This window comes from Mesorhizobium sp. WSM4308 (assembly GCF_002294905.1).
In the GTDB taxonomy this organism is placed as follows: Bacteria; Pseudomonadota; Alphaproteobacteria; order Rhizobiales; family Rhizobiaceae; genus Mesorhizobium.
In genome coordinates this window covers 25116-40655 of the sequence record NZ_NSFW01000022.1, presented here as the reverse complement: position 1 = coordinate 40655, position 15540 = coordinate 25116, and the positions used below count along the sequence as shown (strand labels likewise).

The following is a 15540-nucleotide window of genomic DNA, read 5'->3' as shown; positions in this document are numbered from 1 at the left end:
ACGGGTTAATGAATGGCCCGGAAAAATGTTGCGAAAGCGGCGCACGGATCACGGTTCCGTTAACCTTATATTTAAAGTTTTACGTATCCCGCGGAATGCATGTTTTCTTTACCCCCCTGTGTCATTACGATACGAGGGTCCATTTTCAGCCTCCTGCGCGGGGGTACGACAAAGACAATTATAAGCCCCGCGGCAGCTAGTACAGGGTAGCGAAGGCATGGCAAAGAAACCAACGACGACGACGAGAAATCTCGACAGCGACGTGGCCAGGGAACTGGAAAAAGCGCTCGATCTCGACCTCAGCGGCGACATCGGCAGCGGCGATCTCGATATCGCGGCTTCGATGGAAGATCTGGAAGCGCAGATATCCCAGGCCGCCGACGAGCTGGCACGCGAGGGACGCAACCAGAAGCCGGCACCCGCCGCCAATCAGGCCCCCATTGCCAATCAGCCCGCGAGTCCCGCGCCGAAGGCCAAGCCGGCAGAACTGCGCCCCGTGGAGACACGCAATGGCAATGGCAACGGCGCGCAGCCCACGGGCTTCGCGCCGGCCAATGATGATCGCCAGAAGGATTACAAGACCCTCCTGCACGGCCTCAACAGGCGCGCCTCCAACACCGTCTACTGGATCGTCGCCTTCGTCTCGCTCGCCTGGATCGCCGGCGCCGGCGGGCTCGCCAACCTGCTGTTCGGACCGAGCATCTGGAGGATCCGCACCCTCGACCAGTTCCTTGCCCGTCCCGAACTGATTGGCCTCGCCGTCGCGGCGATCGTGCCGATCATCCTGTTCTGGGCCTTCGCAGCCATGATTCGCCGCGCCCAGGACATGCGCATTGCCGCCCAGTCGATGACGGAAGTGGCCTTCCGCCTGACCGAGCCGGAAAACATGGCGCAGGATCGCGTCATGATGATCGGCCAGGCCGTTCGCCGCGAGGTGGCGGCCATGGGCGAAGGCATCGAACGCACGCTGGCCCGCGCCGTGGAGTTGGAAACGCTGGTCCACAGCGAAGTCAACCAGATCGAGCGCTCCTATTCGGAAAACGAAACCCGCATCCGTTCGCTCGTCGACGGGCTTGGCAGCGAGCGCGAGGCGGTCGTCAGCCATGCCGAGCGCGTCCGTGCCTCGATTGCCGGTGCGCATGAGACGCTCAGGGATGAAATCGGCTCCGCCAGCGACATCATCCGCGACTCGATCCTCAATGCGTCGACCAAGCTGTCGATGACGATCACCAATTCGGGCGACACGCTCATCGACCGCATCAATGAAAGCTCGATGTCGATCTTCGATTCGGTGGAAGGCCGGCTCGACACCATCACCGACAAGCTTTCGACCTCCGGCGAGGCCTTCGCCAGCCTGCTCGACACGCGCATCGCCAAGCTGACGGATACGACGGACGGCCTGACCCGGTCGCTGACCGATCTGCTCGACGATCGCACCACCGGCATGGTTTCGCTGCTCGGCGGCGCCGCGCGCACCCTCAATTCGGAATTCGAAGCCAGCCTCAACGGCATCGAACGTACGCTGGCCGAACGCGGTCAGGCCCTGATCAGCGAATTCCAGACCCGCGCCGAAGCGCTGGACACCGGCACGCAGAAGCTCAACGCAGCGCTCGAGGCCCGCGCCCGCCAGATCAACGAGACGCTGGTCGAGCGCGCCCGCGAAATTGCCCACACCTTCGCCGAGAGCAAGGATACGCTGGCCGCGATGATCGATCAGGGCAAGACCCAGATCGGCGCCGACATGGCCGACATCGTCACCTCGACATCGAGCATGCTGGAGGCTCGCGCCAGCGACTTTGCCGGTCGCATGGAAGCGGCGCGTCATGTTGTCTCGCGTTCTTTCGATAGCGACATCCAGCGGCTCGCCGACGCCCGTGTCGGCATCGAGGAAGCCGTCGAAAACCACAGCCGCAAGCTGTCCGAAAGCCGCGAGCGCATGGCGGCCGCCATGCAGGCGGACCTGGAGAAATTCGCCGAAAGCCGCGACGGCATCGATGCCGCGGTGACCAACCAGGTGCAGAAGCTGGCCGAAGGCCGCAGCCTGATCGCGCGCGCCCTCGAAGAGGATCTGCGCAAGGTCAACGAATCGCGGGCCGCCATCGACGCGTCGCTCGGCAGCCACCTCGAAAGGCTGGAAGAAGGCCGCAACAGGCTTTCGCTGGCTCTCAACGAGGACTCCGGAAAACTCGTGCAAGCCCGCACGATCATTGATGAAATGGTCGCCGGTCATGTTGGAAAGCTCGCCGAAGGCCGCAACATCCTGTCGCGCGCCCTGGAAGCCGACCTCGGCAAACTGTCCGACAGCCGTGCCAGCATTGACGGGCTGGTCGCCGGTCAGGTCGAGAAGATCGCCGAAGGTCGTGCGGTGCTCGCCAAGGCCTTGGAAAACGATATCGCCGGCATCAAGGGCCTGATCGAGGCGCATTCGACAAAGCTCGTGGATGACCGCAGCCAACTCGGCCGTTCGCTCGAGGACGACCTATCTGGCATCAGGGGCTTGCTTGACGATCATTCGGTCAAACTCGCCAACGACCGCAGCCTGCTGTCGCAGACGCTGGAAGCCGACCTTGCCAAGCTGGCCGAAAGCCGCTCGAGCATTGACGGCCTCGTCGCCGGTCAGGTCGAGAAGCTGGCCGAGGGCCGCGACATTCTCAAGCGCGCGCTGGAATCGGACCTCAACACCATCAAGGGTGTCATATCGAGCCAATCGGAAAGGCTGGCGGAGGATCGCGGACTGCTTTCGCAGGTCCTCGAAGCCGACTTGCAGAATGTGAACAGCGTCATCGCCGACCACATGAACAGGCTCGTTCAGGATCGTTCGACATTGTCGAAGGCTCTCGAGGACGACCTCGCCAAGCTGGCCGACAGCCGCTCCAGCATCGACGGGCTGGTCGCTGGTCAGGTCGAGAAGCTGGCCGAAGGCCGCGACATTCTCAAGCGCGCGCTCGAAGCCGACCTCAACACCATCAAGAACACCGTTGCCGACCAGTCGCAGAAGCTGGTCGACGACCGCGCCCAGTTCGCCAGGGCGCTCGAAGCCGATCTCGAAAGCGTCAACAGCTTGGTCAGCAGCCATTCCGAGCGGCTCGTCCAGGATCGTTCGACCCTGTCGAAGGCGCTGGAAGTCGACCTCGACAACATCAACGGCCTGGTCAACAGCCATGCCGAGCGACTCGTCCAGGACCGTTCGACGCTGTCGAAGGCGCTGGAAGCCGACCTCGAAAGCGTCAGCGGCCTGGTCGGCAGCCACGCTGACAGGCTTGTCCAGGAGCGCTCGACCCTGTCCAGGGCGCTCGAGGACGACCTTGCCAAGCTGGCCGAGAGCCGTTCGAGCATCGACGGCCTGGTCGCCGGCCAGGTGGAGAAACTGGCCGAAGGCCGCGACGTTCTCAAACGCGCCCTCGAAGCCGATCTCGCCAAGCTCGCCGAAAGCCGCTCCAGCATCGACGGGCTGGTGGCCGGCCAGGTGGAAAAGCTCGCCGAAGGCCGTGACATTCTCAAGCGCGCCCTCGAGGCCGACCTGCAGAAGCTGAGCGAAAGCCGCGGCGAGATCGACGGCGTCATCGCTGGCCATGTCGGCAAGCTGGCCGAAGGCCGCAACATGCTGAGCCGCGCGCTGGAAGACGATCTCGGCAAGCTCGCAGAGACCCGCAAGGACGTCGACCGTTCGTTGTCCGGCCACATCGACCAGATCGCTGCCAGAAGCACCGACATTTCGGCCGCAATCGCCGCCGATGTAGAGAAGATCGAGCAGGCGTTCAGCCGTCAGACCGGGATCATCGAGGAACGCGCCGGAACCATGGAGCGCGCGCTCTCGACCGGCGTCGACAATGTCCGCAGCGTGCTCGAAAAGAGCGCGGTCTTCGTCGCCGGCGCCTTGCGCGAAAAGGTCCTGGAGGTCACCAGCGCGCTGCATGAGCAGGCCGGTGCAGCCTTCAGCGATGCCGACCGCAAGATCGCCGAGCGCGCCGAACAGACGTCCGCCGCCCTTTTGGCGCGGGCCGAAGACATCGCCCGCACCTTCGAGGAAGCCGACCGTCGCCTGCACGCCCGTGCGGAAGATACGTCCAACGCCTTGCTCGCCCGCGCCGACGACGCCTCCAGCTCGCTGCTGGCCCGCGCCCACGAAACCGCCGATCAACTGGCCGCCCGCGCCGGCGAGATCGCCGGCACCTTCGAGCTGGCGGACCAGAAGCTCGCCGCCCGCGCCCAGGAAACGGCCGACCAGCTGGCTGCCCGGGCCCAGGATACCGCGGATCATCTGGCGGCCCGCGCCAGCGAGATTGCCGGCACCTTCGACGCAGCCGACCAGAAACTGGTCGCCCGCGCCGTCGAGACGGCACAATCGCTGGCCGCCCGCGCCGGCGACATCCTGCGCAACTTCGAAAGCGCCGACCAGCGGCTCGGCATGCGCATCGGCGAATCCGCCGAGGCGCTCGCCGCCCGCGCAACCGACCTTGGCCGCATCTTCGATGCTGCCGATCAGCAACTGGTCTCGCGCATCGCCGAAGGTTCGGATGCTCTGTCCAGCCGTGCGTCCGAGATCGGCCGCATCTTCGACGAGGCCGACCAACGCCTGGTCTCGCGCATCGCCGACAGCTCTTCGACGATCGGCGAGCATGCGCAGACCATCGTCGGGGCTTTCGCCAGCACCGAGCAGAAGGTCGCCGACCGCGCGCGCCAGACCGGCCAGGAACTGGCCGTGCACGCCCGCGAAATCGAGCAGGCACTTGCCGGCGCCGACGAGCGTCTTGCATCGACCGCGGCGGCTGCGGCCGCCCGTGTCGAGGAGCAGATCACCAGCGTCGAGAACCGCCTCGCCCATACCACCGAAACAATGGGCCAGAGGCTCAATGAGCAGGTGTCGAGCGCCGAGGCACAGCTCGTTTCGCGCGCCAATGTGATCGCCGAGACCTTCACCGCCGTAGGTCAGCATATCGGCCAGAGCACCAACGACGCCGCCAAGACGATCGGCGCCAACACACGCGAACTCAACACCATGCTCGCGGCGCGGTCGGCCGAAATGTCGAAGATCCTCGACGAAACCGCGCGGCCTTTGGTCGAACGCTTCGCCCAGGGTGGCTCGGAACTGCAAAAGAGCATGGAAGAGGTCACCGAACGCGCCACCGAGAAGCTGCGCAGCGAAAATGCCGCCCTGGTCAACGCGCTCGCCAACCGCACCGCCGAGACCTTGTCGGCGGTCGAAGGCGCCCGCTCGTCGCTGTCCGACAGTGTTGCCGATCTCATCGGCCGCATGACCAAGTCCAGCTCGCAGCTCGGTCAGCTGATCGAGCAGGCCGCGGTCAATCTCGGTCAGGTCGACGAGCGCCTGACCGGCAGCACGCAGAGCTTCGCGGCGACAACAGAAAAGGCGGCGCAGACCTTTGCCAGCTCGGCGCGCCTTGTCGATTCGAACACCACAAGGCTGACGGAACTGTCGTCGTCGACCTTGCGCGAAGTGGCCTCGATCGCCACCAAGTTCGATGAACACAGCCGCCTCCTGGCCAGCGCCTCGGACCTGTTGAGCTCGGCCCAGAGCAACCTCGAGCACACGCTGGAAAGGCAGTCATCGCTCGAAGACCTCGCCGTCGGTCTGGTCAAGAAGTCGGAGGATCTCGAAAGGGTCATGCGCTCGTTCGAAAACCTCGTCGGCCAGACGCTGCAGAACGCCGAAGGCAAGACGATGGAGTCGGCCGACAAGATCCGCAATGCCATCACCGACGTGGTCGATTCGGCAACCAAGCGCTTCGCCGACGCCACCGATGAGATGCGGCGCACCGCGAGCTCGATCAAGAGCGAACTCGATCTCACCCGCGCCGAACTCAAGAAGGGCGTCATCGAGATGCCGGAAGAGGCAAAGGAATCGACCTCGGCGATCCGCCGCGCCGTTTCCGAGCAGATCAACGCCTTGAAGGAGCTTTCCGACATCGTCGCGAAGTCCGGCCGCGGCGGCGGCGACACCTCGGAGCCACGCAATCTGCGCCCGGCGCCGCAAGCGCCGGCAGCACGTCCCGCCGAACCGCCACGTCGCGCGCCGGCAGCACCGCAGCCGGAGCTTCGCACGCCTCAGGCGCCGTTGGGCGGCACGGCGCTGCGCGGCACGCTCGATCTCGAGCGTCCGGCCGAGCCGCGCCAGCGTCCCGAAGCCGGCGCCCGCACGCCACAGGGCGGCTGGGTGCGCGACCTCCTGACAGCGGCGTCGAACGATGCGGATCTCAGGCCGGCGGCAGCACCCTCGGCGCCCGTGGAAGCGCCGCGCGCGGCCCCTGCCCAGCGCTCGCCGCTGCATGTCGTGGAATCGCTGAACTCGCTATCCGTCGACATCGCACGGGCAATTGACCACGATGCTTCGATCGAGCTGTGGAACCGCTATCGGCGCGGCGAGCGGGACGTGTTCACGCGCCGGCTCTACACGCTGAAGGGCCAGCAGACGTTCGACGAAATCCGCCGCAAGTATCAGGGCGAGGCCGAATTCCGCGCCGCCGTAGACCGTTACTGCGACGACTTCGAAAAACTGCTCAAGGACGTCTCGCGCAACGACCGCGACAACATCATGGCGCAGACCTACCTGACCTCGGACACCGGCAAGGTCTACACCATGCTGGCCCACGCCAGCGGGCGCCTGCACTAAGCGTCAGCGGCCAGGCGACCGAGATCTGCTTGCGGAAACCTCTGCGTTTCCGCAAGCAGGCACCCAAACGCCCGGTTCGCCGATAAAAGGGGGCTGACCGTGCAGACGGCAATCATATTCGACTGCGAGTTTCTCTGCCTCGAGGGGTCGCAACGTCGGTTTTGGTGCGCGGCTCACGATCCCGACCCGGTCATCGCGCAGATCGGCGCAGTCAGGCTTGGTCTCGAAGACGACTTTCCGCTGCTCGGCACGCACAAGGCCTATATCAGACCGATCGACCGGTTTGGCCGGAAATACGAACTCGATCCGTTCTTCACCAGACTGACCGGCATAACCGAGAAAAACATCGAGACCGAAGGGGTTGCGCTTGGAGAAGCACTTGCCAGGGTCGATCGCTTTTCCGATGGCGCGCGGTTCTGGTCCTGGGGCAAGGACGAACTGAACATGATCGCCATCAGTTGCTATGTCGCGGGCATTCAGCCGTCCATCCCCGCCACCCGGTTCGACAACGCCGTCAAGCTGCTGATCGCGGCGGGGATGCCGCTCGAGGATCTCGCACGGACGCCAAGCAACAAGCTTGCGGACTATCATGGCGTCGAACACCCGCCATTGCAGGGACATGACGCGCTCGACGACGCGCTGTCCGTCACCTACACGCTGCAGCACTTGATGAAGACTGGAAAGCTGCAGCCGGAAGCCTTCGACAGCTTGTAGCTTGAAGCGTCTGGCGGGATTGCGCTCAGATCACTGAATCGGTCCAGCGAACGATCTGTTTGGCGGCATCGCCGAACGCGCTGTCGAGCGCACTGACATAGGCAGGATTGCCGCTGCCCGAAACCGGCGCGGACGCGGTGAAGCTCTTGGAAGCGCGTACCTCGCCGTTGCGATCGTTGAGCAGGCGCACGAACAGGTCGACTTCGGCATGTTCGCCACCGTCGACACTCACTTCGAAGGAACGGATCTCGACGATCACCTGGTAGTCGATCGCCAGGCCCTCGCCCGGCTTGCCGACGCCGGCAAAGCTGCCGGAACGCTGGAAGGTCTCCGCCAGCCGCGCCTGCACGATCACCGGCAGCCGGTCGGCCCATTGCGCGCCCTTCAGATACTGGATCGAGCGGTCGGAGGGTTTGATGACGATGTTCTGGCTGTCCAGCGCCTTGAGCGCCGAGGGCTGGGCGATCAGGATTTGCTTGCGGCTATGGCCACGGGCGTCAACCGACGGCGCCGAAAGCTCGAATGTGTCGAGCGGCGCAGGCTTGCCGCCCAGTACCGCACAGCCGGCAAGCGATAGCGCAAGCAGCGCCGCAGCCGGTGTCAATCCACCCGTTCTCACCCATACCGACTTCACGCGCGATCCCCGTTGTCCCCGGATCGTAAGATCAACCCGCATCCGCGGCTCATGTTCTTGGGGCCAGCAGACGCCGAAGTCAACGCCGCGCCCTGCCGTCGAATTGCCGAACCTCGCCCTCGCCACCTGAAAGAATGCGCTGCGGATTGCGGCTGAGATCCGTGACCGCTTCCTCGATACGCGTGATCGAGCGGCGGCTGTCCTGCACCAGCGCCTCGACATTCGAGAGGCCTTGGCCTGAGAAGCGCGACAGATTGTCGGTGATGGTGCCAAGGCGCGCATTCAGCGTGTCGGCGACCTGCTTGAACGACTTCAGCGTGGCCCTGGCGTCCGCCATCACGCCGTTGGCCTCGCCGGAGCCGAGCAAATTGTCGACCTTGGCCAGAATGCCGTCGACCCGCACCGAGGCATCGTTGAGGCGCTGCGCGAGTTGTTTGGCGTCCTTGATCGTCTGATTGATATCGTCGGCGCGGTTGGCGAACTTGTCGGTCACCATTGCAATGTCGGCGGCGGCCTTGTTGGCGTTTTCGCTGGCCTTCTGGATGTTGGCCAGAGCCGTACGCACCTGCGCCGGGTCGACACCGTCGAGCACGCCGTCGACCTTGGCCAGCGTGCCTTGCGTCTGCTTGGCGAAATCATTGACGGACCCGACCGCCGTGTCGACATTCTTGATCACGCCGTCGAGCTGCTGCGATGTCTGCTTGAGGTTCGCGGTCACCGTATCGACATTGGCGACGATGCTCTTGATCTTGTCCCTGTCGACGGCGTTGAGCAGGCCCTCCGCCGCCTTCAGCGTGCCGTCGAGCTTGCCGGACACGCCCTTCAGTTCTTCGGACAGCGCGCTGACGCTGGACAGGAACTTGTCGATGCCGTCGGAATTCTTGGCCAGCGCATCGGAGAATGTCTGCACGTTCTGGACAGTCTGTGTCAGCGGCCCGCGAACATCCCTGGTGAAGCCCTCGAGTTCGGACAGCACCTTGTCGGCGCGGGTGAAGATGTTCTGCGCCGTCTGCAGCAGATTGGTCACGGCGGAAGGGTTGGCTACGATCTCGGCGACCTTGCCTTCCTTCTCGGCCTGATCGAGAAGTTTCACTTCCTTGGGATCGGCTCCCTTGAGCTCGATATTGGCCTGCCCGGTGAGGCCGGCAAGCCCGATATCGGCCTGCGTCGACTTGGTGATCGGCGTCATCCGATCGATCTCGGTGTCGGCGATGGCGACCGTCGGATTGTCGACGTCGATATAGACGCGCTTGACGTCACCGACCTTGACGCCGTTGAACAGCACGAAGCTGCCGCGGCCAAGACCGGAAGCCGAACCAGGGATGCGCACGCGCAGCAGCGTCGTCTCGCCCCTGTCACCGATCGCCGCCGTCCAGTAGACGAAGCCGAACGCCGCCAGGATCGCAACCAGCGTAAAGATGCCGACAATGACGTAGTTGGCTCTGGTTTCCATTATTTCACTTATGGCTATGCACGTGCGGCAAGATCAAGTTGGCGGGCGCGTTTTCCGCGGAAATAGGATTTCACCCACGGTTCCTCGCTCTTCAGCATGTCGTCGATGGTGCCCTCGACCAATACTTTCTTCTTGCCGAGCACCGCCACGTGGTCACAAGCGGTAAACAGCGTGTCGAGGTCGTGCGTGACCATATAGACGGTCAGATCCATGGTGTCGCGCAGCTTGACGACAAGTTCGTCGAACTCGGCAGCACTGATGGGATCGAGGCCGGACGTCGGCTCGTCGAGAAAGACGATATCCGGATCGAGCGCCAGGGCGCGCGCAAGTGCTGCGCGCTTGATCATGCCGCCGGAAAGTTCTGATGGGAATTTCTGCGCCGCGTCCGGCGGCAGCCCGACCAGCTCGATCTTGAGCAGCGCCAGCTCGTCCATCAGCTTCCTTGGCAGGTCGAGATATTCGCGCATCGGCACCTGCACATTCTCCTGCACGGTCAGCGCCGAAAACAGCGCGCCATGCTGGAACAGCACGCCAAGCCGCATGTCGATGCGCAGGCGCTCGATATCGCTTGCTTTGTCGACGTCGACGCCAAACAGCCTGATCGTTCCGGACTGCTTGGGCATCAGCCCGAGAATGGTGCGCAACAGGACGGACTTGCCGGCGCCCGAAGCGCCGACGAACCCCAGGATCTCGCCGCGCTTGATGTCGAGCGAAAGCTTGTCGAGGATCAGCTTGTCGTCGATGGCAACGGTGACGTCACGCACCGAAAGGACGATCTCGTTCTGGTCCTTTTCCTCCGTCTTGATGCCATTGCCCTTCGCCATTGTGTCAGAACTCGATCGCTGCGTAGAACATGGCGAAAAGCCCATCGAGGATGATGACGACGAAGATCGACTTCACCACGGAGGCAGTCACGTGCTGGCCGAGCGATTCGGCGCTGCCGCCGACCTTCATGCCTTCGACCGAGGCGATCGTGCCGATGATCATGGCCATGAACGGCGCCTTGATCAGCCCAGCGAAAATCGTGCTGAGATCGATGGCGACACGCAGGCGGTCGATGAATGCGGCGGGTGGGATATCGGAGTAAAGCCAGGCCGCGGCAATGCCGCCGCCGAGTGCCGCGAAATTGGCGATGATCGTCAGGCACGGCAAGGCGATCACCAGCGCAACCAGGCGCGGAAAGACCAGGACGCCAATCGGATTGAGACCGATGACCTTCAGTGCGTCGACCTCCTCGCGCATCTTCATCGAGCCGATCTCGGCGGTGATCGCGCTGCCGGAGCGGCCGGCGATCATGATTGCCGTCATCAGCACGCCGAGTTCGCGCAGGATCAGCACGCCGACGAGGTCGACGACGAAGATGTCGGCGCCGAAATAGCTGAGCTGGTAGGCGCCTTGCTGGGCAACGATGGCGCCGACGATCGCCGACATCAGCACCACGACGGGAATGGCGCCGACGCCCATGCGGTCGATCTGGTTGAAGATCGCCGCCGGGTTGACGGCATGGCCACGGCCGAGCTTCATCTGCGCGCCGCGGATGGTGGCGCCCAGAATATTCATCGAGGCAAGGAAATCGTCTCGCATCTCGTAGACGCGCCGGCCAACCGCCTCGAGGGCGCGAATGACGATATTGGGCGGCCGCGCCGGGCCGGATTCGGGTTCGCGCCGGACAGCCTCGCCGACCGCGTCGAGCAGGATGGCGGCGATCTCGCTTTGGCCTTGCAGCCGAACCTCGACCTTCTTCTTCTCGAAGGCGCTGACGAGCCGGTCGATTAACCAGGCGCCGGCGGTATCGATCTTCTCGATTTTCGAAAGATCGAGCGCCAAAGTCTTGAAACCGTTTCGTTTCTCGATCTTGCGCATGTCGGCGTCGACCAGCGCCACAGTCCGTGTCGTCCAGATTCCGGAGAACGCGCAGCCGAGCACGCCACCCTCCTCGCCGACCGCGACGCGCGGTTGGTGGTCAGCCTCCGAGGCGGTGGTGCCGCTTGCGTCGCGCTTGCCGATGGTCAACATGGCGTCCTGTTTAGCCTGATGGGTCCGACCTTGTCGATTTGCCGACAACCCTTCTCGCACAGCCGGAGCAGAAAAATATGGCGCGTGTCATTTCGGTTGAGGCCGAGCGTTTTCCAATCGCCGGCACCTTCACCATTTCGCGCGGCTCCAAGACCGAGGCCGAGGTCATCACCTGCACGATCAGCCAGGACGGTCATAGCGGGCGCGGCGAGTGCGTTCCCTACAAGCGCTATGGGGAAACCACGGACGGCGTACACGCCGCGATTGAGGCCATGCGCGAGCGGATCGCCGATGGCATCGACCGGACCGCTTTGCTCGACGCTATGCCGGCGGGAGCCGCCCGCAACGCCGTCGACTGCGCGCTGTGGGACCTTGAAGCCAAGATTAGCGGCAAGCCGGTGGCAAGCGCAATCTGGCCGGCGCCGCTGCGTCCGCTGGAAACCGCCTACACACTGTCGCTCGGCGAAGCCGAAGCGATGGCGGCACAGGCCCGCGCCAATGCCGGCCGGCCGCTGCTGAAGGTCAAGATCGGCGGCGACAACGACACCGCCAGGATTCGCGCCGTGACGGAGGCAGCGCCTCGGAGCCGAATCATCCTCGATGCCAATGAGGGCTGGACCGACGACAACATCGTGGCAAACCTCGCTTTTGCGGCGGAGCGAGGCATTGCGCTGGTCGAACAGCCCCTGCCCGCCGGCCAGGACCAGATCCTGCGCCACATCGCCCATCCTGTGCCGATCTGCGCCGATGAAAGCGTGCATGAGGCGAAGCATCTGGAAACGCTGCTCGGCCTTTACGATGCCGTCAACATCAAGCTCGACAAGTCGGGCGGACTGACGGCGGCGCTCATGCTGCGCGACCGCGCCCGCGAGCTCGGTTTCGGCATCATGGTCGGCTGCATGGTCGGCACGTCGCTTGCCATGGCGCCGGCGGTGCTGCTCGCCCAGGACGCCGATTTCGTCGACCTTGACGGTCCGCTGCTACTTGCCCGCGACCGTGTGCCGGGTCTCGTCTACCAGGGATCGCTCGTCTCCCCCCCGGACCGGGCGCTTTGGGGCTGAGCGCGCAGCAAGCCCGATCAGCACCAGGCCGGCGATCGCGATCGGGATCATCACCAGGAAACCATCGACGCCGAGACGGTCATAGAGCGGGCCGGAAGCCAGCGTAACCGCGGCCATGAAGAAGCCGTTGAAGAAATAGGCAATGCCTTGCGCCGCACCCGTGCGCTCTTCGGAGACGGTCTCGGCGATCATTCTCTGCAGGCCGATGAGCACCATGGCGACAGACACCGAGTGCAGTGACTGCACGGCGAAGAAGCCGGCGATGCCGAGCCCGAGCGGCCAGACCAGTGGAAAGATGATCCAGCGCACGATGGAGCCGATGCCGGCGATCACCATCACCTTGACGACCGACACGGAAGCGAAAATGCGGTTGAAAAACAAAAACATGCAGACTTCGGACACCACGCCCCATGCCCACAGCAGGCCGACGACGGAATCGCTGATGCCGATCGATTTCCAGTAGATGGAAACGAAACCGTAGAGGAAGGCGTGGCTGGCGGTAATAATGCCGACGCCGAAGGTGAAGTAGAGGAAATAGGCATTGAACAGGCTCGGGGCCGCGTGCTGGATCTCCGCTGCCGACAACGGCGAGGCCTTGCGCGGGCGCCCCATGCGCGGCGCCAGCAGCCCGGCGACGAGCGCCGCGCCAAGGGCAAGGAGTATGATCACCGGAACGGCTTGGGGTCCGGTGGCCGCCAGGATGAAGCCGCCCGCGACATTGGCGCAGAGATAACAAATCGATCCCCATTTGCGCATGCTGGCATAGTTCGAGCCGAAGCGGCGCACGCCCGAAAGCGCCAGCGAATCGGCGATCGGCGAATGCGGCGTCCAGACAACGGTGAGCGCCAGCGACACAGCCAGCACCATCGCGTAGGTCGGGGTGAGGAAATAGCCCGCCGAGAGCAGCAGCGAGGCTGCCACCAGCGCGACATAGACATTGGCGCGGTCCCTCGCGCGATCGGCGAGCGTCGTCAGCAGCGGCGTGGTCACCACGCGCAGGAACATCGGCGCTGCCAGGATGACGGCGATCTGCTCGGCGTGAAACCCCTTGGCCTGCAGCCAGAGCGGAAAATACGGCAGATGCGTGCCGAGCGATATGAACAGTGTGCCGAAGATCAGGCTCATGCGCAGTTCGAAATGGCGCGGCTTGACGAGCTGTTCTGGCGAAAGCGGCGGCAGGGACATGAATCGATCCAATTACGCCGCGCTCGATCTGCCGGCGACGTGGATCGATCCCTTAACATGGCGGAAAAGCAGGCGGAACCGGCTGGACCAATGATTGACGCTTAAAGTCGTCGCGACCTTCGTGTCAGGCCGCCTGCCCGACCCGATCCTCGATGAGCATCGGGATGAAAGGTTCGTCCCACGACTCCGGCAGCACCTGCGCCCAGGTCAGGATTTCCATCCGGCCATCGAAGTGCTCCACCACGGCCGTGCAGCTCTCCACCCAGTCGCCGGTGTTGATGTAGCGAACGTCGTCGAAATTCTCGATCGCCGCATGGTGGATATGGCCGCAAATGACGCCGTCGACATGCGAGCGGCGGGCTTCCTCGGTCAGCACGGTCTGGAACGAGCCGATGAAGTTGACCGCCTTCTTGACCTTGACCTTGGCCCAGGACGAGAACGACCAGTAAGGCAGGCCGAGCAGTTGGCGCAGCCGCGTCACCACCCGGTTGACGTTCATAGCCGCGTCATAGGCGTGGTCGCCGAGATAGGCGAGCCAGCGCTGATTGTGGACGACGGTGTCGAACTGGTCGCCATGGATGACGAGGAGGCGCTTGCCGTCGGCGGTTTCATGGATGGCGCGGTCGGCGACGACGATGCCGCCGAAATGCACGCCTTGGAACTGGCGGGCGAATTCGTCGTGATTGCCGGCGATATAGGTGATCGAGGCGCCCTTGCGCGCCTTGCGCAGCAATTTCTGCACGACATCATTGTGGCTTTGCGGCCAGTGCCAGCTGCGCCGCAGCCGCCAGCCATCGACGATGTCGCCCACCAGATAGATGATATCGGCGTCATGGTAGCGCAGAAAATCGATCAGGAACTCGGCCTTCGCCGCCTTCGAGCCGAGATGGACGTCGGAAATGAACATGCTGCGGAAAGTGCGGGGCTCGTGGCCTGGCATCGCGATTTCATCCTTGCTTTCGCGCAGCCTATGCCCCGATTCATGCAACAACCGTATGACGGTTGCGATTGGTCCAGCCTAGGGACTAGCTTGCCGGCCAAATCACAGGAGAAATCGTCATGGATCTTGGTATCCGCGGAAAGAAGGCCATCGTCTGCGCTTCGAGCAAGGGTCTTGGAAAAGGCTGCGCCATGGCGCTGGCCGAGGCCGGTTGCGATATCGTCGTCAATGGGCGCAACGCCGAACTGGTGGCCAAGACCGCAGCGGAACTGCGTGCGCGTTACGGCGTGACGGTGACGGAAGTCGTCGGCGACGTTTCGAAACCGGAAGTGCAGAAGGAACTGCTCGCCGCCTGCCCGGAGCCCGACATCCTCGTCAACAACAATGGCGGCCCGCCGCTGCGCGATTTCCGCGAACTCGATCGTGCGAAAATCCTCGAAGGCGTGACCCAGAACATGGTGACGCCGATCGAACTGGTGCAGGCCGTCCTCGACGGCATGGCGAAGCGCGGCTTCGGCCGCATCGTCAACATCACCTCGCTGTCGGTCTATGTCCCAATTCCCGGTCTAGACCTCTCATCGGGCGCGCGCGCCGGCCTGACCTCCTTCCTCGCCGGCGTGGCGCGAACGGTGATCGACCGCAACGTCACCATCAACAGCCTCTTGCCCGGCAAGCTCGACACCGACCGGCTGCGCGGCCCGCATCAGGCCGGCACCGTCGAGGACCCTGCTGCGGCAGCCGCGCGCAAGAGCCGCATCAGCGCCGATGTCCCGGCCAAGCGGCTCGGCACGCCGGAGGAATTCGGCCAGATCTGCGCCTTCCTCTGCTCGGTCCATGCCGGCTATCTCACGGGCCAGAACATACCGGTCGATGGCGGCCTCTACGTCAGCGCGTTTTGATCGCAAG

10 protein-coding genes are annotated in these 15540 nt (G+C 64.0%); 4 read left to right on the top strand and 6 right to left on the bottom strand.

The window, feature by feature from the left end; translation table 11 throughout:
- Window positions 1–217: 217 nt before the first annotated feature.
- Both CK227_RS31150 and CK227_RS31145 read left to right on the top strand, forming a co-directional pair.
- Window positions 218–6631, top strand: a complete 6414-nt coding sequence (locus CK227_RS31150) for a kinesin (protein WP_095775355.1) — start codon at window positions 218–220, stop codon at window positions 6629–6631.
- A 99-nt stretch (window positions 6632–6730) separates the two neighbouring features.
- Window positions 6731–7345, top strand: coding sequence for a 3'-5' exonuclease (locus CK227_RS31145; RefSeq protein ID WP_095775354.1), 615 nt, complete (start codon window positions 6731–6733; stop codon window positions 7343–7345).
- Window positions 7346–7370: 25 nt separating this feature from the next.
- Here the strand turns inward: CK227_RS31145 and CK227_RS31140 are convergent, their stop codons facing one another.
- The 4 genes from CK227_RS31140 to CK227_RS31125 are packed head-to-tail and all read right to left on the bottom strand — an operon-like array spanning window position 7371 to window position 11448.
- Window positions 7371–8021, bottom strand: coding sequence for an ABC-type transport auxiliary lipoprotein family protein (locus CK227_RS31140; protein WP_095775353.1), 651 nt, complete (start codon window positions 8019–8021; stop codon window positions 7371–7373).
- 37 nt (window positions 8022–8058) lie between these two features.
- On the bottom strand, window positions 8059–9432 hold the full coding sequence (locus tag CK227_RS31135) for an MlaD family protein (protein WP_095775352.1): 1374 nt from the start codon (window positions 9430–9432) through the stop codon (window positions 8059–8061).
- 14 nt (window positions 9433–9446) lie between these two features.
- Complete coding sequence (locus CK227_RS31130; RefSeq protein ID WP_095775351.1) at window positions 9447–10256, bottom strand: ABC transporter ATP-binding protein; 810 nt, start codon at window positions 10254–10256, stop codon at window positions 9447–9449.
- Window positions 10257–10260: 4 nt separating this feature from the next.
- Window positions 10261–11448 carry an ABC transporter permease gene (locus tag CK227_RS31125; RefSeq protein WP_095775350.1) on the bottom strand — a complete coding sequence of 396 codons (1188 nt, stop codon included), beginning with the start codon at window positions 11446–11448 and terminating at the stop codon, window positions 10261–10263.
- A gap of 77 nt (window positions 11449–11525) precedes the next feature.
- Here CK227_RS31125 and dgcA point away from each other — a divergent pair, with 77 nt between their 5' ends.
- The gene (dgcA, locus tag CK227_RS31120) at window positions 11526–12509 is read left to right on the top strand and encodes an N-acetyl-D-Glu racemase DgcA (protein WP_095775349.1); all 984 of its coding nucleotides are present in this window, start codon (window positions 11526–11528) and stop codon (window positions 12507–12509) included.
- Here the strand turns inward: dgcA and CK227_RS31115 are convergent.
- Both CK227_RS31115 and CK227_RS31110 read right to left on the bottom strand, forming a co-directional pair.
- A complete protein-coding gene (locus tag CK227_RS31115; protein WP_095775348.1) occupies window positions 12429–13694 on the bottom strand; it encodes an MFS transporter in 1266 nt (421 codons plus the stop codon). The genes dgcA and CK227_RS31115 overlap by 81 nt on opposite strands.
- A 124-nt stretch (window positions 13695–13818) precedes the next feature.
- Window positions 13819–14634: a UDP-2,3-diacylglucosamine diphosphatase gene (locus CK227_RS31110; protein ID WP_095775434.1), complete on the bottom strand. Its 816-nt coding sequence runs from the start codon at window positions 14632–14634 to the stop codon at window positions 13819–13821.
- A 119-nt stretch (window positions 14635–14753) separates the two neighbouring features.
- Between CK227_RS31110 and CK227_RS31105 the strand changes: the two genes are divergently transcribed.
- On the top strand, window positions 14754–15533 hold the full coding sequence (locus tag CK227_RS31105) for an SDR family oxidoreductase (protein WP_095775347.1): 780 nt from the start codon (window positions 14754–14756) through the stop codon (window positions 15531–15533).
- The last annotated feature ends 7 nt before the right edge of the window (window positions 15534–15540 follow it).